At 53.3% G+C, this 21,039-nt stretch carries 15 protein-coding genes; 5 read left to right on the top strand and 10 right to left on the bottom strand.

Going from position 1 to position 21,039, the window contains the following annotated elements; translation table 11 throughout:
• The first annotated feature begins 166 nt into the window (after positions 1 to 166).
• Positions 167 to 1,447 carry a glutamate-1-semialdehyde 2,1-aminomutase gene (gene hemL, locus FOB24_RS06150; protein ID WP_069324027.1) on the top strand — a complete coding sequence of 427 codons (1,281 nt, stop codon included), beginning with the start codon at positions 167 to 169 and terminating at the stop codon, positions 1,445 to 1,447.
• Between the two features lie 114 nt (positions 1,448 to 1,561).
• Here the strand turns inward: hemL and fhuB are convergent, their stop codons facing one another.
• The 10 genes from fhuB to hrpB form a co-directional block, all read right to left on the bottom strand.
• Positions 1,562 to 3,544, bottom strand: a complete 1,983-nt coding sequence (gene fhuB, locus FOB24_RS06145; RefSeq protein ID WP_069324028.1) for a Fe(3+)-hydroxamate ABC transporter permease FhuB — start codon at positions 3,542 to 3,544, stop codon at positions 1,562 to 1,564.
• Entirely contained in the window at positions 3,541 to 4,431 is an 891-nt protein-coding gene (gene fhuD / locus FOB24_RS06140; RefSeq protein ID WP_150344670.1) for a Fe(3+)-hydroxamate ABC transporter substrate-binding protein FhuD, read from the bottom strand. Before fhuD ends, fhuB begins: the two co-directional genes overlap by 4 nt.
• Positions 4,431 to 5,228, bottom strand: coding sequence for a Fe3+-hydroxamate ABC transporter ATP-binding protein FhuC (fhuC, locus tag FOB24_RS06135; RefSeq protein ID WP_038637358.1), 798 nt, complete (start codon positions 5,226 to 5,228; stop codon positions 4,431 to 4,433). The genes fhuD and fhuC overlap by 1 nt, the downstream gene beginning before the upstream one ends.
• 47 nt (positions 5,229 to 5,275) lie before the next feature.
• On the bottom strand, positions 5,276 to 7,489 hold the full coding sequence (fhuA, locus tag FOB24_RS06130) for a ferrichrome porin FhuA (protein WP_150344669.1): 2,214 nt from the start codon (positions 7,487 to 7,489) through the stop codon (positions 5,276 to 5,278).
• Positions 7,490 to 7,696: 207 nt separating this feature from the next.
• Positions 7,697 to 8,671, bottom strand: coding sequence for a fimbrial protein (locus FOB24_RS06125; protein ID WP_150344668.1), 975 nt, complete (start codon positions 8,669 to 8,671; stop codon positions 7,697 to 7,699).
• 29 nt (positions 8,672 to 8,700) lie between these two features.
• Positions 8,701 to 11,184: a fimbria/pilus outer membrane usher protein gene (locus FOB24_RS06120; protein ID WP_150344667.1), complete on the bottom strand. Its 2,484-nt coding sequence runs from the start codon at positions 11,182 to 11,184 to the stop codon at positions 8,701 to 8,703.
• A gap of 143 nt (positions 11,185 to 11,327) precedes the next feature.
• Complete coding sequence (locus FOB24_RS06115) at positions 11,328 to 12,041, bottom strand: fimbrial biogenesis chaperone (protein ID WP_223851235.1); 714 nt, start codon at positions 12,039 to 12,041, stop codon at positions 11,328 to 11,330.
• A gap of 43 nt (positions 12,042 to 12,084) precedes the next feature.
• Positions 12,085 to 12,627 (bottom strand): fimbrial protein, encoded by a 543-nt coding sequence (locus tag FOB24_RS06110; RefSeq protein ID WP_085048286.1) that lies wholly within the window; start codon positions 12,625 to 12,627, stop codon positions 12,085 to 12,087.
• A gap of 365 nt (positions 12,628 to 12,992) precedes the next feature.
• Positions 12,993 to 15,533 (bottom strand): bifunctional glycosyl transferase/transpeptidase, encoded by a 2,541-nt coding sequence (mrcB, locus tag FOB24_RS06105; protein ID WP_085048287.1) that lies wholly within the window; start codon positions 15,531 to 15,533, stop codon positions 12,993 to 12,995.
• Between the two features lie 135 nt (positions 15,534 to 15,668).
• Positions 15,669 to 18,098 (bottom strand): ATP-dependent helicase HrpB, encoded by a 2,430-nt coding sequence (gene hrpB, locus FOB24_RS06100; protein WP_190971852.1) that lies wholly within the window; start codon positions 18,096 to 18,098, stop codon positions 15,669 to 15,671.
• Positions 18,099 to 18,171: 73 nt separating this feature from the next.
• On the opposite strand from hrpB, the gene thpR reads away from it, so the two are divergent.
• The 4 genes from thpR to gluQRS all read left to right on the top strand — a co-directional run bounded on the left by thpR (position 18,172) and on the right by gluQRS (position 21,022).
• Positions 18,172 to 18,702, top strand: coding sequence for an RNA 2',3'-cyclic phosphodiesterase (gene thpR, locus FOB24_RS06095; RefSeq protein ID WP_150344665.1), 531 nt, complete (start codon positions 18,172 to 18,174; stop codon positions 18,700 to 18,702).
• Between the two features lie 15 nt (positions 18,703 to 18,717).
• Positions 18,718 to 19,422 (top strand): DNA/RNA nuclease SfsA, encoded by a 705-nt coding sequence (gene sfsA, locus FOB24_RS06090; protein ID WP_038637342.1) that lies wholly within the window; start codon positions 18,718 to 18,720, stop codon positions 19,420 to 19,422.
• 177 nt (positions 19,423 to 19,599) lie between these two features.
• Positions 19,600 to 20,055: an RNA polymerase-binding protein DksA gene (gene dksA / locus FOB24_RS06085; protein ID WP_003018625.1), complete on the top strand. Its 456-nt coding sequence runs from the start codon at positions 19,600 to 19,602 to the stop codon at positions 20,053 to 20,055.
• Between the two features lie 70 nt (positions 20,056 to 20,125).
• Positions 20,126 to 21,022 carry a tRNA glutamyl-Q(34) synthetase GluQRS gene (gluQRS, locus tag FOB24_RS06080; protein WP_069324033.1) on the top strand — a complete coding sequence of 299 codons (897 nt, stop codon included), beginning with the start codon at positions 20,126 to 20,128 and terminating at the stop codon, positions 21,020 to 21,022.
• Positions 21,023 to 21,039: the final 17 nt, after the last annotated feature.

Below are 21,039 nucleotides of genomic sequence, written 5' to 3'. Positions count from 1 at the left end.
GATGATCATTAATTGGTAATACAAATACGGAATCGGCATTCTACTCGCACATTTCACGAAAATCCCCTGCAAATCGCATTGTTTCAATTGCGTAAAACTTTCATAACCTTCTCTGAATAACTAGAATAGCGGGCATTTACTTTTTCTACGAACCAGGACCCCATCCATGAGTAAGTCTGAAAATCTCTACAGCGCAGCACGCGAACTTATCCCTGGCGGCGTTAACTCCCCCGTTCGCGCCTTTACTGGCGTGGGTGGTACTCCGCTGTTTATCGAAAAAGCGGACGGCGCGTATCTGTATGATGTCGATGGTAAAGCCTATGTCGACTACGTCGGTTCCTGGGGACCGATGGTGCTGGGCCATAACCATCCGGCAATCCGTAACGCAGTGATTGAAGCGGCAGAGCGCGGTTTAAGCTTCGGCGCGCCAACCGAGATGGAAGTGAAAATGGCGGAGCTGGTCACTGAACTCGTACCGACCATGGACATGGTGCGCATGGTGAACTCCGGTACGGAAGCGACGATGAGCGCCATCCGTCTGGCGCGCGGTTTCACCGGTCGCGATAAGATCATCAAATTTGAAGGCTGCTACCACGGCCATGCTGACTGCCTGCTGGTCAAAGCCGGTTCCGGCGCGTTAACGCTGGGCCAGCCGAACTCCCCTGGCGTACCCGCTGATTTCGCGAAACACACCCTGACCTGCACCTACAACGATCTCGCTTCAGTGCGTGCGGCGTTTGAGCAATATCCGCAGGAGATCGCCTGTATCATCGTTGAGCCGGTCGCCGGCAACATGAACTGCATTCCACCGTTGCCGGAATTCCTGCCAGGCCTGCGTGCGCTGTGCGATGAGTTTGGCGCGCTGTTGATCATCGATGAAGTGATGACCGGTTTCCGCGTGGCGCTGGCCGGTGCGCAGGATTATTACGGCGTCGTTCCGGACCTGACCTGCCTGGGTAAAATCATCGGCGGCGGGATGCCCGTTGGCGCATTCGGTGGCCGTCGTGATGTGATGGATGCCCTTGCGCCGACCGGTCCGGTTTACCAGGCGGGTACGCTGTCCGGTAACCCGATTGCAATGGCGGCGGGTTTTGCTTGTCTGAACGAAGTGGCCCAACCGGGTATTCATGAAACGCTGAATGAACTGACAACGCATCTGGCGGAAGGTCTGCTGGAAGCCGCCGAAGAAGCGAACATTCCTCTGGTGGTTAACCATGTGGGCGGGATGTTCGGGATTTTCTTCACCGATGCAGAAACCGTGACCTGCTATCAGGATGTGATGGCATGCGACGTTGAACGCTTTAAGCAGTTCTTCCACATGATGCTGGATGAAGGGATTTACCTGGCACCGTCTGCCTTCGAAGCGGGCTTTATGTCTGTGGCGCACAGCGAAGAAGATATCAATAACACCATCGATGCCGCGCGTCGGGTGTTTGCGAAACTGTAAAAGAGAACGTACAGAAACATAGTAGGCCGGGTAAGGCGAAGCCACCACCCGGCTTTTTTATTGCCGGATGGCGACGCAAAGCGTCTTATCCGGCCTACATGAAAAGAATCAGCCTCAGCGGCTCTGCTTTCTCAGCAGATAGATAAAGTACGGCGCGCCGATAAACGTCGACAGTAATCCCGCCGGGATCTGATACGGAAACAGCACCATTCTGCCGCACCAATCGGCAAAGACCAACAGCACGCCTCCCGCCAGCGCCGAAATCAGCATATGGGGCATCGCCCGGCGAAAACCCATCATGCGAGCAATATGCGGCGCCATCAGCCCGACAAAGCTCAACGGCCCAATCGTCATGGTTGCTGTCGCCGTTAATCCCGCCGCCAACAGCAGTAACCCCACGCGTGACGGCGTCAACGCCAGACCGACCGCCCGCGCCGTATCGCCTCCCAGCGGTAAAATCGTCAACCAACGACGACACAGCGGCGTCAACGCCAGCAAGAAAACCATCACTATCCCGGTATGCAATACCTGCTCGCCAGTCGCGTTATAGGTTGAACCGGAGATCCAGGTCAACACGCCCGCCATGCGCGGATCGCCGCTGGCCTGCAGCATCATTAGTAGCATTGTAAACGCCGTACTGAGCGCCATCCCTGCCAGCAGCATGCGGTGCGGCGAAAAACCGCCGCGCCCGGCGGCAACCATGATGATAAGCAGAGTGACCGCCGCTCCGAGGCTCCCGGCGGGGAGCAGCCAGCCAAAGGCATTGCCGGGCACCAGAAACAGCATTAACACCACGCCAAATGCCGCGCCGGAACTAATACCGAGGACTTCCGGGCTGGCCATTGGATTTCCGGTCAGACGCTGAATAATGCAACCCGCCACCGCCAGCATCACCCCGGCAATCAGCGCCGCCAGAATACGCGGCCAGCGCCAGGGCATCAGTTCATCCAGCATCGATCCGCTGGCCCATGTCCAGCCGTGCGCATCACGTCCGAACGACAGTGCCACCACGACCGTCAGCAGTAAAATTGCGCCGCCCGCCAGCGCAAACATCAGGACATTTTGACGCTCAGCGGCGATGCGGTTGCTGGCATTCATATCCGGTGCGCTCATGCTCTTAAGGCGCGGCAGCAGCCACAGCAGCAGCGGCGCGCCAACCAGCGCCGTCACCGAACCGGTGGAGACTTCCATCCAGATGCGGGTTAGCCACAGAATGATTTGATCGGAGAGCCAGAGGATCAGCGCGCCGATCAGCGGGGCCAACATCAGACGCGCCAGTAAGCGCCGGGCGCCGAGCATTTTTGCCAGCAGCGGGGCAAACAGGCCGATAAAACCGATAATTCCGACAGCGTTAACCAGCAAGGCGCTGATGACAATCGCCAGCGTCAGTGCCGCCAGACGCGCCAGCGATAGCGCCAGCCCAAGGTTGCGTGCCACGCCGTCATCCAGTCCCATCAGCGTCATTGGGCGTAATAACAGCAGCGTCAACATCACGCCGCCCAGCAGTTGCGGCCACAAACGCTGAACGCCGCTCCAGTCGGTTTGCGTCAGCGAGCCACTGCTCCACAAAAACATGCTTTGCAGCTGATCGTGATGGAAAAGTACCAGTAACTGGTTAATCGCCCCGCAGTACAGGCTGACCACCAGACCGGCAAGGATTAGCGTCACGGGGGAAAGACGTTTGCCCCAGGCAACGCCAAACACCAGCGCGCCAACGATACAGGCCCCTGCCAGCGCCGCAAATTGCGCGGTCAGCGCCCCCGGAATCACCCACAGCGTCGTGACCGTAATACCTAACTGCGCCCCGGTTGCGACCCCCAGCGTGGTTGGCTCCGCCAGCGGGTTACGCAGCACCTGCTGGAACAACACGCCGACCAACCCCAGCCCGGCGCCAACTAATAGCGAAATCGCCAGCCTCGGCAGCAGGCTGTAGTGGAAAACCATCTGCTCAATGGCATCGATATCCGGTGACCAGATGGCCTGTTGCCACTGGCTGCGCGGTAGCGCCACAGAGAAGTTAACCCAGGTGAGCCAGCAGGCAGCGACGAACAGAACCGCCAGAAGAAGCGTTGGGAACAGCGCAATTCGTTTACTCACGCTTTGCCTCCCAGTGCATTATCCAGGATGCGGGCAAAATGCATCGCGGACAGCGTTGCACCATAAAACCAGACGGCAGGCACGCGCTGAAAACGTCCGTCACGGACAAACGGCATCGCCTGCCATAACGGCGTAGACATCAGCGCATCCATTTCTCTGTTGTTGCCGTGATCAAAGCACAGCACATCAACGTCCTTATAGGCTGCAAGCCGGTCAATACTCACGGCTGTGCTGCCCCAGAAGTTGGTTTCTCCCTGCCAGGCGTTGGGGATCCCATATTCGTCCAGCACCTCCTGGAACAGGCTGTTCGGGCCAAACACCAGCATATGCCGCGAATCAAGCAGGGACGTCAGGAGCACGGGGCGCGCGCCTCGTTGGATAAAGCGCGGTTTCAGGCTGGCGATAAAACGATCGTATTCAGTCAGATGACGTTCAGCAGAAGCTGGCAAATTCAGCAATTGCGCCATTTCCTGCAGCGACTGACGCGCAACCGCCAGCGGCTTTTTGCCATCGCTGAAGTTAAATCCCCGACCAGGCGCAATTCGCGCCAGTTTTTCGGGGGCGGGGCCATAACCAGCCGACCATACCAAAAACGAGGGTTTCATTTCGGTCAGTAGTTCGAGATTGGGTTCCGTACGTAGCCCGACGTCAATCACCGAGTCCGGCAATGGAGGTTCATTGACCCACAGTTTGTAGTTAGGGATATCCGCAATGCCATACGGCACGATGCCCAGCGCCAGCAACAGCTCTACCGGCAGCCATTCCAGCGCCACAATACGTTGCGGATCAATCGCCGCCGCGTTAGCCGTATTCATCCGCCACAGCAGCGGCGACAGCGCCATCGCCGTCAGCAGCCGCCGACGGGTAATATGTGGTAATCCGATCATTAATAGACAAAACTCACGGGTGCGGCACCGGCCGGATGCGGCAAAATGCCCATCGGGATACCGTAAATTTGTTCCAGCGTTTCGCTGCGCATCAGTTCCGCAGGCGTTCCCTGAGCAATCATTTCACCGCCGCGCAGCGCAACTAAATAATCGCAGTAGCGGGCCGCCATATTGATATCGTGCAGTACGGCAACCACCGTCAAGCCGCGCTCCTGACTTAAGCGATGCACCAGCGCCAGTACGTCAACCTGATGAGCGATATCCAGCGCAGAGGTCGGTTCGTCAAGCAGCAGGCAGCGGCTGTCCTGCGCCACCAGCATGGCGATCCACGCACGCTGACGCTCGCCGCCGGACAGGCTATCGACCAGACGATGCGCCAGGGGTTTTAAGCCCACCAACGAAATGGCTTCTTCTACTTTCTCTCTGTCGGCCACGCCAAAACGTCCCAGCGCGCCGTGCCACGGATAGCGGCCAATCGCTACCAGTTCGCGAACGGTCATCCCTTCTGCCTGCGGCAACTGCTGCGGCAAATAGGCGACCTTGCGGGCAAACGCTTTACTGCTCCAGTTCTCCAGCGGCTGTTCGTCGAGCAGGATCTCGCCTTCTGACGGCGGCTGATGACGTCCCAGCATTTTCAATAACGTCGATTTTCCGGAACCGTTGTGGCCGATAAGACCGGTCACTTTTCCTACGGGAAACGTTAACGAGAGTGGATGCAAAAGCGTGCGCCCAGGCACACGAAAGGAGACATTACGCAACGCAAAAGTGGTATCGGGATGGGATCTGTTTTCCTGCATAGCAGCCAACTTGTAAAACGGGCACGCAAAGCGTGCCCAAAGAGAAATTAGAAACGGAAGGTTGCGGTTGCAACGACCTGACGTTCTGCGCCCCAGTAACATGCGTATTCACTGTAGCAACTGGAAACGTATTCACGATTAAACAGGTTGTTTACGTTCACTGCGACAGACGAACCCGCCATGCCAAAACGAGCCAGATCGTATTTCACCATCGCGTCGACAACGGTATAGCCACCGACGTTAAACGAATCATTTTTCTTCGCCACATCATTTTTGTAGTAGCTGACCGTTGAACCGGTGTAACGCACGCCTGCCCCGAGTGTCAGACCGCTGAGCGCCGTTTCATAGAATGTATAATCGGTCCACAAAGAGGCCTGGTTACGCGGAACTTCTGCCGGGCGCTTACCTTTAAACAGGGTGTCCTCAGTGTATTCCGCATCGGTATAACTGTAAGCCGCCGTGACGTTAACGTTGGCGTTGACCGCGGCTTTCGCCTCCAGCTCAATACCACGAGAACGAATTTCACCGCTCTGAACGCTATACAGCCCCGTAGGGTCGTTCGGATCTGCCGTCAGGTTTTTGTCTTTCGTCAGCTGATATACCGCCGCCGTCAGCACGACAGGCATATCCTTCGGCACATATTTTACGCCAGCTTCGTACTGTTTACCGCGCGAGGGATCGAACGGCTTCCCTTCTTTTGTGGAACCAGAGGTTGGTTCAAACGATTCACTGTAGCTGAAGTATGGTGAAATACCGTTATCAAACAGGTAGTTAATTCCACCTCGCCAGGTGAACTGCTGATCGTTGACTTCGGCCAGCGTATTACTGGATCGGGTCAGCGTCGAGGTTGTCGCGTAATCATAACGGCCACCTAAAGTCAGCACCCACTTATCCCATTCCATCTGGTCCTGAGCGTAAAGTCCGGTCTGCTCCATGCGGTTAAGTACGGCGTACTTCGCATACGGTCCGCTGACATCAATATTCGGATTGCCATACTGCGGGTTATTCATATCCAGTGGATCGGCGGAGCCGTACAGCGCATTCACGTCGTTACGCATGCGCGAATAATCAACGCCGGTCAGCAGAGTATGTTCGACCTCACCGGTGGCAAAAGCAGACTGAAGCTGTGTATCGACGGTAAACGCACTGAGATCTTCATCTGAACGCACGTACTGACGATTAATCTTGCCAGGAGCAATGTAGCCGTAGCCATAAACGGAACGGTAGAGCGTTTTCACCCGGTCATAACGCAGGTTCTGACGCACGGTAAAGGTATCGTTAAAGGCATGCGAGAAGTTGTAACCCACCATTTGCTGGCGGCGCGCCATCTTGTTGTCGTCTTCGCCTTCATTGAAATCAGTTGGCAGCTTATGCGGATTGCCATTCGCATCGTAATACGGAACAAGCGTACCTTCACGCGGCAACCAGCCATAGTAGCCCGCGTACGGATCGTTCTGGAAATTACTCAGGAAAGTGAAATCTGTTTTGTCATCCGGACGCCAGCTAAACGCAGGAGCAACGGCGTAACGCGTTGATTTTGACATCTCCTGCTGAGAGTTCTGACTGTTGCCTAACCCCGTTAAACGATATGACCAGACGCCGTCATCATCGATAGCATCGCTGAAATCAAAACCGGTTTGCCAGAGGTTATTCGATCCCATTTTAAACTGAATTTCTTTCAGTGGTTCTGTGGTCGGACGCTTGCTCACCATGCTGACAATACCGCCAGGGTTGCTGTTGCCGTACAGCACAGAAGTTGGCCCACGCATCACTTCGACGCGTTCCAGAAAATACGGGTCCATGGAAACTTCAGAGTAGTTATTACCCTGCAGTTTCATACCGTCCAGATACTGATTGGTATTAACGGTAGTAGGAGATGTGAAACCACGAATCGTCACCACATCATAGGTGCTGGAGCTACCACGCGTGGCAAAAACACCGGGTGTGTAAGCAATCGCTTGTTTCACTGAAGCCGGCTGTTTGGTATCCATCTCTTCACGCGTCACTACCGAAACAGACTGCGGCGTCTTTTCGATAGGCGTATCAGTTTTGGTGGCGGTGGCGGAACGCTTCGCGGCAATCGTCGGCGAAGGCCCCCATGCACTTTCCTGCGGAGCAGGCGCTGCGGTTACGGTGATGGTTTCTTCTTTCGGTTGAACCGCCGCCTGTGCATAGACAGACATGCCGCTAACCGCTGTGGCTACCACAACTGCAATTTTACGCAGCGAGGAATTTGGCTGAGCAGTTTTAATACGCGCCATTGGTATTTCTCTGATGAAAGTGAATGATAACGTAAACGAGAATTATTCTTATAACGAGAGTATGATATTCGAAACGCTGTTGCGAGCGCAAGCAATACGCGCCCCTACTAAAACTAAGGGGTTAAGAAATAACCAGATTGGGAGAAGGGATATAGAAAGATGATGGAATTGGGTAATGACCTGCCAAATTTGGCAGGTCATTAACGTTTAGCGATAATAAACTTCAAACGTCGCGACGGCATCTACCTGCCCGGCTTTGACCGTCCCCATTTTGACATAACGCGCCTGAAGAGGAATGGTGATGGCCTGATTCTCTGTCGTTTTCGAGGCAGCGGTATAATCCGTATCAAACTGGAGAACGTTGTTATTGTTATCAAGGATTTGAATTCCTACGCCTTCGGCGGCGTCCGTTCCGCTAGCAATACTAAGAATGTTACCGCTGGTTACCCCCGTCGACCCTGAGGTCGTAAACCGATAATCAACCTGTATATCGGCTTTACAGGCATCAAGCTGAATTTTGAAGGCATCATCTGAGACAACGTCTGAATAACCGTTGTTAAATTCACCCGTTGTGATCTGTTTAAGCGGTACGGAAATATTTTTCTCAACAAGGTTACAGGTGTTAGCCTGCACGTTTACGCTCACAGGGTTAAAGGTGAGTTGTGCTACCGTCTGGTTGTCATATACCCATTCGGCCAACAAACGGCTGGCATCAATAGTGCCGCTTTCAATGGGCCCGATGACAACAATCCTAATACCTATTCGGGGTGAAATAGTATATTCATAATCTTCTGTCATATCCTTAGCTTCAAAATAAGAGAGGATATAGTTACCGTCTGTAGCAAGCGATCTCCCGGTGTTGTTCCATTTTGCCTGAATACCGATGCCGGGAACGTTAGTTTTATAAACAGCTGACAGTCCAACACTATTTTCCCAACGGGTGCTCAGATACCTGTATCCTTTATAAATAGGAGCAACTCCCGTACATTTCAATTTAATCGCAGAACCAACCAGTTCTTGACTATAAAGTATCGTACCAGGCGTCGCATCCTGGCTTACCACCAACGCTGGTATGGTAAAAGGTCCAGGCCCAACACCGCCCTGAGTAAAAGAACAACTCGCCCAGCTGCTACCGCTAATCAGTAATAACAGCGCCCCTAAATAGCCTGGTTTAATATTCATTATTGATTCCTTTCTTTTAGAGTCAGTCTTCACTGGCACTGCACGTTTGCTTTATAAATACCTGCCGGTACTTCTTCAGGTATTGTCACGCTTCCAGCGCATCTTGCTTCTCGTCCATCGCCCCATTGCACGGTAAAGGTCTGGGTTCCCTTAAGTCCGGTGAGATAAACTTCACCGTCATCGCCCACAATGGCGGTGCTCTCCGAGAGACTAAGCATCGCGCCAAAAGGCACGACGCCATGATTGCGCTTCAGCGTTATCAACGCACGCTTACCCGCGCGTGCAGTAAAATCCGCCGCAACGACCGCGCCTTTGGTAGGTGTTACGTCTAATGAGGAATCCTGAATATCAATATCATCCCGTCCATACGTATTAACCGTTATCGTATTACGCCGATAATTTGTTAATGAAGGCACAACCGCATTGCCCCAATAATCGGTATAAACGCCCCACGAATTTTGAACTTTGACATTATTGCCATCAGCAATATGCACGATCGCAAAAGCATCCTGTATAGACGGACCCAACGTGACTCCATGCGAATGCGCGACCACGCTACCCTGTGCGCTATAGCTCCACTGCTTGTTATCTTTCTGATAACTGTAACTGGAACTGAACTCGCCCACCGAAGCGCGATAGCGCGATGAGAGATATGCGCCATTGCCAGCATCACTATTGGTGTAGGTTTGCTGAAGGTTATAGCTTAAATTGTTATCTTCCAGCAGCGTGCCGCTAATCCCCACTTGATGCGATGTATTGCCATGTCTGGTGCTGTTCATATTATAAGTAGCCCATGAATTCGACAGCCAACGCGCCAAAGGTACATTGATGGAAAAGGCAATCTGCTGATCGTCAGTCGTCGAAGGCGTCTTCGTCAGGTTGTAGTTCACCGACCAGTTGATCCCCTGCCAACTGCTACTGTAGCCAAGGCTAATACTGCGTTCATACCCGTCCATCCCCCAGTAATCCTGCTGATATGCATTGGCATAAACCGAGCCCCATGAATGCAGCGACTGAGAAAGGCTAAACTGCTGACGACTACGACGATTATTAGTGCTGCGATAACTGTAAATATCGTCGCTATCATAGTTATTGTTGCGCTGATCCAGCGCTTCCTGGAAGGTGTAAAAACCCGATGTGGAGTAGCGATAGCTAGCCAGCGTCACGGTCGTATCGGTCAGCGGGAAATCTTTGGCATACTGAGCCCGCCATGATTGACCACGAGCGTCGTCGCGATCGTCATTAAACGCGGTTTTGGCGGCAGTAACGTCCGTCGAAAGTGAACCAAACTGCTGAAGATCGACCCCCATCCCTACTAAGGCTGAATGGTACATCGATGCACCTAGCATACCGCCATAAGCGGTCATGCCGTAGGGTAAACCATAGATGAGTGTCGCCTGGCCGAATCCCGGTTCTTCACCATTATCGACATCACGATATTTCCCCGCCGCCAAGCTGTATTTCATCGCCCCTTCTCGCAGCATAATCGGTACTGAAGAACTGGCCTGAATAAAGCTGCGCTCCGTACCATCGGCTTCCTGAACCGTCACCTCAAGATCGGCCCCTGCCGTCACCTGACTCAGGTCGCGAATTTCAAATGGCCCGGGAGAAACATTCGTCTGATAGATGACATAACCATTTTGTTTGACGGTTACTTTGGCATCACTGTTTGCAATCCCGCGAACCACTGGCGCAAAACCCTGTAGGCTGCTCGGCAACATACTGGTGTCGGTTTCGAGTTTGATCCCTGTCATCTGTACGCTGTCAAACAGTTCGCCATTGGTCGAGGTCTGCCCAGCTTCAAACTGGCTGCGCAACGGTTTAATGTCGCGTTGCAGCGAGGTATTGATCGATTGCCAGCCGTCATCCTGGCCCCAGGTTCCCATATTATGCAGTCGCCACGGTCCAAGGTTTATCCCTGAATTCAAACTCACCCAATTTGAAGAACTTTCATCCCCATTAAATCGTTGATGAGAACCGGAGATGTAGTAACTCGTCCATAGCGCAGGAATACCGTCGTCCCAGTATTTTGGATTGGTATCGCCTGAGATCTGAGTATTTCGGTACATTTGCGGTATACGCAATTGCAACACCTGGGTATCAGCACTAAAGTCATAACGGGCCTCAGGTATATATTCGCTGATGTCCCCCACAGGTGAATTATCATCAAGCAGATTCAGTGCCGGAACGGTGTCAACTTTAACGCCCAACTCGCGCAATTCTGCTTTAGTGAACTGCGGCACCAGCTTTTTGCCGTCCTTCGAAAGGAGAAAATTGATATTTCTTTTATCAATAAATTCCTGATCCCAAACCACAGAAGTGAGATAGTTACCAGGTAACAGGCCACTGTTATGTAAATAAGCGGCCAGCGCGCCCGTATTTTCTAATGGAGTATCGGTTTCGAGTGCACTAAGGTTAAAATAATCGTCGGCATACCCTGGAGCACTTGCTGCCAGTATTGCCAAGGTCAACGAATTTAAAGTAAATGTGCGCAAGACGCGAATTGAAAACATATTGCCCATCCGATGGCTAGTTTATTTTTTACGAAGACATGGATCCTTTAAGATCTTCACCTTTTAATTTATTAAAGACATCAGTATTCAATTAACGATGTAATAATCATATTATGAGCAGCGGGGTTTATATTGGCAGAGCTCTACAGTGACTGCTTACGTTGTTCAGTCTCAGAGCCATAATCATTAATAGCGGTCCAGCTAACCTGTCCTTTGGCACCAGAAGGCAGGGGATAACGCTGCTCGCCAAAAGGTGCAATCATCATGCTTAATGCAGAAGGTACATCCTGATTTTTAGCCTGTTGAATTTCTTTCCCGCCGACAGTGAGCTGGCCAAAAGTCACATAAAATGGCGTAGGGTTTTTAATCACAAGCTGATTGTTATTATGACTAAACTGTAGCGACTGCCAGGCATTCTTTGCCGCGTGATCGCTTAAAGCCTTTGGGCGATAAAATAATTTAACTTTCGTTTTAATCGCAAGCTGCAAGGTGTTGTTATCTCTCAACGCTTCCGGAATGGCAGATACCGATTTCACATTTGCCATAAACAGGGATTCACGATCCTGAGGTAAGGCGCTTTTATCACCGGTATACACGACATGCAGCAGCGTCTGGCGATTTTCTTCCAGCTTGTAAATCGGTGGAGTAATAACAAATGGTGCTTTACTGTCATCAACGTTACTCACCCAGCTTTGAACCAGGTAACGTTTATCATTATCTTTATTTTTTAATGTAACTTGTACTTCAGCCTGGCTGGCCGGATAAATAATACGTGTGCCGCTAATGACCACACCAGCCTGTGCAATGTTCATAAGAAAAAGCGATAAAAAAGAGAAGATACCTAACTGTCTTTTCATTTTTCATTCCATTGAAAGATTGGCCCTTTCAGGCCAATCAATATTAACGATACATCAGAGTATATGTTGCCTGTGCGCTATAATCGCCGGTAGTTGGTAATGTTGAACCCACCTGAATGACTTCTGCGGTATAGTTAAAGACAATACTGCCACTGTTAGATTTATTGGTTGCCGATTCCGGATCTGAACCATCAAATTTTATGTAGTTGCTGCTATTCTCCGGTAATAAACGAACACCGAGATTCTTCGCACTACCACTCGCTTGCAGGACTTCATCGTCATAGCCCGTAATACGTGTGCCATTAAATTTAATATTCAGATTACTAATTGCAGAATCACAAGCACCAACTGTAATCGCAAAACTCTGAGAATCACCCACTTTCTTATCAGCGCCAAACGCAGTCTGGCTCAAAGGGTTAAATGTCACCGTACCGCTGGTAGTTGCGCCATTGACATCCACGGTGCAGGTGTCGGGAATAATTTTGCCTGTAAACGTGACAGTTCCTGTATCAACCGCTAAGGCATGAGTCGCCACAGTTGCAAGCAATAGTCCTGCAAACAAAGTGGAAATATGCTTCTTATACATAATGTATTCCTTACATATGCTAAATATTATTTATAACTAACAGAGAAAAGACAATGTCCATATCAACAATAACAACAATCAAAAAGCAGACATTTTTTAGGGACAACGTTAATTCATAAATATTATATTACATTTAATATCATAATATTATCATCAGGAACACAATTCATATCCGAGATACGCATAATCAATTGTTTTTAAAGAAAATAATCAATTATGAAATATAATAAACAAATAATTAAGGAAATCTAAAATAAATTAAAAATATAATTACCAACAACACATTGCTGAAATAAATAATAAAGACAGGAGGGTAAACGCCAATCTGGCTCCCTACTGAGTAAGGGAACCAGATGACGCATTGATTAGTTTCCGCCGAACATATCCTTAATCCAACCCGCTACGCCGTCGCTGTCTTTCTTCTCTTGCTGCGCCGGTTGCTGCTGTTGAGGCTGCTGTTGCTGCGGCTGTTGAGAAGATTGATCGAACGGATTACCCGACTGCTGCAGCATTTCCCCCTGCTGACACAGTGAGTCAGGATCGGTGGTCCATACTGGCAGCGTGCGCATCCCACCACTACACACGAAGTTGCCGTCATAGTCCACGCCCATATCCACCACATCCTCCGGTGGCGTCAGCACCAGCGGGGTTGGAGTCTGGTTAGCCAGATAACGCTGATAAATCGACATCGCGCCGCTGGCACCGTACAGCTTGGTTGGCTGGTTGTTATCACGGCCCACCCAGGTGATGGTCACCTGGCTGCCGTCAATCCCGGCGAACCAGGTATCGACGTTGTTGTTGGTGGTCCCGGTTTTACCCGCCAGATGCAGCCCAGGATACTTCGCGCCAAGCTGGCGGCCTGTACCACGCTGAACCACCTGCTGCATGGTCCACAGCGTCATATACGCCGCCTGCGCCGGAACGGCACGCTCAGCCTGCGGGAAGCTCTGGTACAACACCGTGCCATCTTCGGCAATCACCGAACGCAGCGCCGACAGCGGCGCGCGGTTCCCACCGCTGGCAATAGTCTGGAACGCCTGCGCCACTTCGATTGGCGTCAGGTTCAGCGCCCCCAGCAGCATAGCCGGAACCGGGTTAAGCTGATCTTTCGGCGCGCCCAGCTTCAGCCAGGTATCGGTCACGGCAGGCAAGCCCAGCGCCATCCCCAGATTCACCGTGGGTACGTTCATTGAGCGCGTTAACGCGTCCACCAGCATCACTTTACCGCTTTCGCTATAGCGACGGTCATCGTTCTGCGGCGACCACACCTGGCCGTTCGGCTGACGCAGCGCAATTGGCGCATCGGCAATCCAGGTATTCAGGCGGTACAGCTTCGGCTGGCTGAGCGCCGTCAGATAGGTCGCCGGCTTCGCCAGAGAACCAATTGAACGACGCGCCTGCATCGCACGGTTATAGCCCGCGAACTGCGGCTCTGCCCCACCCACCATGGCGCGAACTTCGCCGCTAAAGCGATCAACCACCACAATCGCCGTTTCCAGATCGCTCAGCTTACGTTGTTTCTTCAGCACCGGAATGCCTTCCACCGCCGCTTTTTCTGCAGCGTCCTGCGCCACGGAATCAAAGGTGGTGAAAATTTTCACGCCGGAGAGATCTTTAACTTTATCGCCGAGCTTCGCCTGTAGCTCCTGGCGCACCATCTGCATAAACGCTGGCTGTGGGGAGATCACCCCGCCGCGCGGTTGCACGCCTAACGGACGCGCGCTCAGCATGTCATACAGATCCTGGTCGATAATCTGCTGCTGTTGCAGCAGACGCAGCACCAGGTTACGACGCTCCAGCGCCAGCTTCGGGTTACGCCACGGGTTATAAATCGACGCCCCTTTCACCATCCCAACCAGCAGTGCTTGTTGGTCGAGGCTTAACTCTTCCACCGGACGTCCGAAGTAATACAAGCTCGCCAGCGGGAAGCCACGGATCTCGTTGTCACCGCTCTGGCCGAGATAGACTTCGTTCATGTACAGCTCAAGAATGCGGTCTTTGCTGTAACGCGCATCCATGATCAGCGCCATATAGGCTTCGTTGGCTTTACGCCAGTAGGAGCGCTCGCTGGAGAGGAACAGGTTCTTCACCAACTGCTGGGTCAGCGTACTGGCCCCCTGTACCGTACGACCTGCCGTCAGGTTCGCCAGCACTGCACGGCCAATGGAATAGAGACTGATCCCGTCATGCTCATAGAAGTGACGGTCTTCTGTCGCCAATAGCGTGTCCACCAGCAGATCCGGGAAGCCGCTACGCGGGACAAACAGACGCTGCTCGCCGTTTGGTGAAGAGAGCATGGTGATCAGACGCGGATCGAGACGGAAGAAACCGAACTGGCGGTTGTTATCCATATTCTCGATGGTGTCCAGATGATCGCCGTCAAAGGTCAGACGCGCGCGCACCTGCCCTTCTTTGCTGTCCGGGAAGTCAAACGGGCGACGAATCATCTCAATACTCTTCGCCTGTACGGTGAATTCGCCCGGACGCGTCATCTTCGTCACCTGACGATACTGCGTGGCCTCCAGCAGCTTCACCATCTCGTTCTTGCCGATGGGCATTTCTGGCTCAAGGTTAACCATGCGGCCATATACCGCCGCCGGAAGTTGCCAGACTTTGCCATCAATACGGCTACGAATTTTTTGGTCCAGATACACGCCGTAAATGGCGATCAGCACCAAAAAGACAATCGACAGTTTTACCAGCAGCCAGAACCAGCCGCGCTTACCACGAGGCTTACGCCCTTTGCCCTTACCCTTACGCGGCATCGGTTCTTCATCCTCATAGTCATCATCATCATAATCGTCGTCATACTCTTCATCTCTGAGTTGACGACGGCTCACCTTTTGTTTTACCGGACGCGATGGTTTCCCTTTACGTCCAATTGGCTCGCGGTCATTCCCCGCCATGCTTTTTCTCCGCAACATTCAGGCGCAAGGGCCCGATTCTCTGTTCTTCCGTCCTGCGACAGAAGAAGAAATCTCTCAATTATTACCGCTCTTTCGCCGGATGCGGCATAACGCCTTATCCGGCCTACAGCTACATTACGAATACTTTTTGGTGCGCCGCGTTGGCGCGGTATTCGCCGGATCGTCCGGCCAGACGTGTTTCGGATAACGCCCTTTCATCTCTTTTTGCACCTCGCGGTACGATCCCTGCCAGAACGCGCTCAGATCGCTGGTCACCTGTAGCGGTCGTTGGGCCGGAGACAGCAGCTCCAGCACCAGCGGAACGCGGCCCTGAGCGATGGTTGGAGTCCTCGCTTCGCCAAACATTTCCTGCATCCGCACCGCCAGCGCAGGAGGATTATCTTCATGATAGCGAATGGCAATCCGACTCCCCGTCGGCACAGTGTAATGCGCCGGCAGTTCACTATCCAGACGTTGCAGCATTGACCAGTCCAGCAAACCGCGCAATGCCTGACCCACATTTAATGCTTTTAACGCGCGTAAAGAGTGCACACCGCTCATGTGCGGCAACAGCCAGGTCTCCAGCGTCGCCAGCAGAGAATCTTCATCTACCGCGGGCCAGTCATATTCTGGCAACCAGGTCGCCGCACAGTGCAAACGCAGCCGAAACTGCTCGGCCTCCGGCGTCCAGTTGAGCATACTTAGCCCTTTATCGCGAATGCCATTCAACATCGCCTGGTGCAACTCCTCTTCCGAGGGTTTAGCCAGCGGCTGGACTTTTACCGTGAGCTGACCAATGCGCGAGCGGCGTAAGGCTTTTAATGTGCCCTGGGTTTCATCCCACTCGATAGTGTCGGACTGCTGGAGCAGTTCAGGACACGTCTGCATCAGCACGTCAATCTCCAGCGGCAGGGCCAGCAGAATACGCGCATCCGGCGAAGCGCTGCCCTGTAGCAACAACGGCGCTATCAGCCATTCATGGCGTCCGGAAGCGTCATCAGCATCCAACATTGCGCCCATACCATTAGCCAGTTGATAACGCCCTTCCTGCCCGCGTCGACGCGCGATCCGGTCGGCAAACGCCTGCGCCAGCAACGGGGAAAGCAGCGTACTGTCGGGCTGTCCGCTGCGAACATTGAGCCGTTTCAGCAATTGCTGGCTGCGCTGCTGCCAGGCGGGGTGATTGCGTGAAAACGCCGCAGCCAGATCGGTACAGCCACCACGCGGCGGCTCCTCCAGAATCGCTGCCAGTTTTGCCGCCGTTGCCGCTTCGGTATCATTGCTGGCGCTGACCAGCATCGCCGCCAGGCGAGGATCGTTCCCCAACATCGCCATTTTCTGCCCGCGAGCGCTGAGCCTGTCACCCGCAAGCGCACCCAGCATCTGCAACAGTTGTTTTGCCGCCTGCAGGTTGATAGCAGGCGGCGTATCCAGCCAGTTTAGTTGCGCGGGATCGGTGCATCCCCATTGCAGCAACTCCATTAGCAGCCCGGACAGATCGCTCTGTAATATCTCCGGCTCCCCTTGCGAAGCCGCTCTTTCCGCCTGCTCTTTGGCCAGCAGATGCAGACAAATTCCGGGTTCCAGACGCCCTGCGCGTCCCGCTCGCTGCGTCATCGAGGCCTGACTGATGCGCTGGGTAATCAGTCGCGTCAGTCCAGTGCGCGCGTCATAGCGCGCCACGCGCTCCTGAGCGCAGTCTACCACCAGCCGAATACCTTCAATCGTTAAGCTGGTTTCAGCAATGTTGGTGGCCAGCACCACTTTGCGCTGGCCTTGCGGCGCGGGCAAAATCGCCTGACGCTGCTCGGCAAGCGTCAGCGCGCCATACAGTGGGCACAGCACAACATCGCTGCCCACACGCGTTGCCAGATGCTCCTGCACGCGCTGGATTTCCCCAACGCCCGGTAAAAACAGCAGCAGCGACCCGCTTTCATAGCGCAGTAGCTCCGCCGTGGCTATCGCCACCGCTTCGTCAAAACGCAGATGTGCCGCCAGCGGTTGATACCGTCGCTCGACCGGAAATGTGCGGCCTTCAGAGATAATCATGGGCGCATCGGGCAATAACTGCTGCAAGCGCCCGTTATCGAGCGTTGCGGACATGATCAACAGTTTCAGATCGTCACGCAGACCTTGCTGTACATCCAGCAGCAGCGCCAGCGCCAGGTCGGCCTGCAGACTCCGTTCGTGAAATTCATCGAGGATCACTAATCCGACGTCCGTGAGTTCGGGATCGCGTTGGATCATGCGCGTCAGGACGCCTTCCGTCACCACTTCCAGCCGGGTCTGCGGCCCCACGCAGCTTTGCGCGCGCATGCGATACCCCACGGTCTCGCCGGGCTTTTCGTTCAGCAACTCCGCCAACCGCTGCGCCACATTGCGTGCCGCCAGACGGCGCGGCTCCAGCAAAATTATCCGCCCCTTGATGCCACCATGCTCAAGCAGTCGCAACGGCAGCCAGGTCGATTTCCCGGCACCGGTCGGCGCGGTCAGCAGAACCTGCGGCGAGGCATCAAGGGCGGTAAGCAGTTCAGGCACTACGGCGGCAACGGGCAACGACGTCACAAATGGCTCCAGAGGGTTAACATTCTTCGCGCTGCATTGTAGCATCGCGTTAATTCATAACCGAGTATCCATCATGTCTGAGCCAAAAAGGCTGTTCTTTGCGATTGAATTGCCTGCCGAGGTTCGGGAGCAGTTAATCCACTGGCGAGCTGCGCAGTTCCCTCCTGAAGCAGGCCGTCCCGTCGCCGCCGAGAATCTGCATCTGACGTTGGCCTTTTTAGGTGATGTCAGCGCAGAGAAGCAACAGGCGTTGTCGCAGCTAGCCGGACGCATTCGCCAGCCCGGTTTTACGCTCAAACTGGATGATGCCGGGCAATGGCTGCGTTCGCGAGTAGTGTGGCTGGGGATGCGTCAGCCGCCGCGCGGACTGTTACAACTGGCGAATATGCTGCGGGCGCAGGCCTCACGCAGCGGGTGCTATCAAAGCCCACAGCCGTTTCACCCGCATATCACGCTGCTGCGCGATGCCGGACACGCGATTCCCATTCCGCCCCCCGGCTTTGGCTGGTCGTTCCCGGTCACCGGGTTTGCGCTCTATTCCTCCACATTCACGCGGGGGCGTACGCGTTACACGCAGTTGCAACGCTGGATGCTGACTGAATAATCAAAGGGACTGTTCATGCAATTTTCTCCACCTTTACAACCCGCTACGCTCATCCAGCGCTACAAGCGCTTTTTAGCGGATGTGATCACACCGGATGGCACAACGTTAACGTTACACTGCCCAAATACCGGCGCGATGACCGGATGCGCAACGCCTGGTGATACCGTCTGGTATTCGACATCAGAAAATACCAAACGGAAATATCCGCATACCTGGGAATTAACGCAAACGCAATCCGGGGCGTTTATTTGTGTTAACACGCTGTGGGCGAACAGATTAGCGAAAGAGGCGATTCAGCAGTCGCTAATTTCAGAAGTTTCAGGCTATAGCATATTGAAAAGTGAAGTAAAATACGGCGCCGAAGGGAGTCGTATAGACTTTTTGTTACAGGCGGATTCCCGACCTGACTGCTATATTGAAGTGAAATCAGTCACGTTGGCGGAAAAAGATCAGGGTTATTTTCCCGATGCCATCACTGAACGAGGTCAGAAACATCTTCGGGAATTGATGAGCGTAGCGGCTGAAGGTAAGCGGGCGGTGATATTTTTCGCTGTGCTACATTCAGCCATTACACGGTTTTCACCCGCGCGCCATATTGATACGAAATATGCGCAATTATTGGTCGAAGCTCGGCAAAAGGGGGTCGAAATTCTGGTTTATAAAGCGGAACTTTCTGCCCATGGTATGACTCTTAAAGAGCCGTTGCCCATTACCTTGTAATGGTGTAAACATCTGGTTAATTAATATTCTGGGCGCGTGTGCAAATACGCTTTTCCTCACAGGGTTGTCAAGTGTTACGTTTAGATAATTGCTATCCGGAAAAGCATCTGCTATTTATAGCGACCTGATTTTTCCCCCGAACATGGGGATCGATAGTGCGTGTTAAGGAGAAGCAACATGCAAGAAGGGCAAAACCGTAAAACATCGTCCCTGAGTATTCTCGCCATCGCTGGGGTGGAGCCGTACCAGGAGAAACCGGGCGAAGAGTATATGAACGAAGCCCAGCTGTCGCACTTCAGGCGTATTCTTGAGGCATGGCGTAATCAACTTAGGGATGAAGTCGATCGCACCGTATCTCATATGCAAGACGAAGCGGCTAACTTCCCTGATCCGGTGGACCGCGCCGCGCAGGAAGAAGAATTCAGCCTTGAGCTGCGTAACCGTGACCGTGAGCGCAAACTGATCAAAAAGATCGAGAAGACGCTGAAGAAGGTAGAAGACGAAGATTTCGGCTACTGCGAATCATGCGGCGTAGAAATTGGTATTCGCCGTCTGGAAGCGCGTCCGACAGCCGATCTGTGTATCGACTGCAAAACGCTGGCAGAAATCCGCGAAAAACAAATGGCAGGTTAATTCCGGTCATTTTTACCACGTTTACTACAGGCGGGAGTTTCTCCCGCCTTATTATTTGTTAGTCCGCAAAATGAGCGATTCACACTATATTGGCCGCTTCGCCCCCTCCCCTTCCGGCGAACTGCACTTCGGTTCACTCATTGCCGCCCTCGGGAGCTACCTGCAGGCCCGTGCCCGGCGTGGAATCTGGCGAGTACGCATTGAAGATATTGACCCCCCTCGTGAAGTTCCCGGTGCTGCAGAGACGATTCTGCGTCAGCTGGAACATTACGGCCTGCACTGGGATGGCGAAATTTTATGGCAATCCCAGCGTCATGAAGCCTACCGAGAGGCGCTTAGCTGGCTGCATCAGCAGGATCTGAGCTATTACTGCACCTGTACGCGGGCGCGTATTCAAAGCGTCGGCGGTATTTACGACGGCCACTGCCGTGAATTACGCCTCGGGCCAGAGCAGGCGGCTGTCCGCATCAAGCAACGCCGCCCCGTGCTGCAGTTTACTGACCGGCTACGCGGTGTAATTCAGGCTGACCCGCAACTTGCTGGCGAAGATTTTATTATTCACCGCCGCGACGGGCTGTTTGCCTATAACCTCGCGGTAGTGGTAGATGACCATTTCCAGGGCGTGACGGAAATTGTGCGCGGCGCCGATCTCATAGAACCGACGGTGCGGCAAATTTCGTTGTATCAGCAGTTTGGCTGGCAGGCGCCAGACTATATTCATCTGCCGCTGGCGCTTAACGAACAAGGCGCTAAACTTTCCAAACAAAATCATGCACCTGCCCTGCCGCAAGGCGATCCACGTCCGGTGATTATTGCCGCGCTGCGCTTTCTCGGCCAGCGTGCGGATATCGCGTGGCAGGAAATGCAGGTCGATCAGATCCTTCAGTTTGCCGTCAAAAACTGGAGTCTGACAACGGTGCCAGAATCAGCGATCGTAAATACGCCATTCTCAAATGCGCCACGCTGAGCTATGATTAGCCGCTA

The organism is Citrobacter werkmanii (assembly GCF_008693645.1).
In the GTDB taxonomy this organism is placed as follows: Bacteria; Pseudomonadota; Gammaproteobacteria; order Enterobacterales; family Enterobacteriaceae; genus Citrobacter; species Citrobacter werkmanii.
The sequence above is the reverse complement of the archived record's forward strand: the minus strand, read 5'-3'. Positions and strand labels throughout refer to the sequence as shown.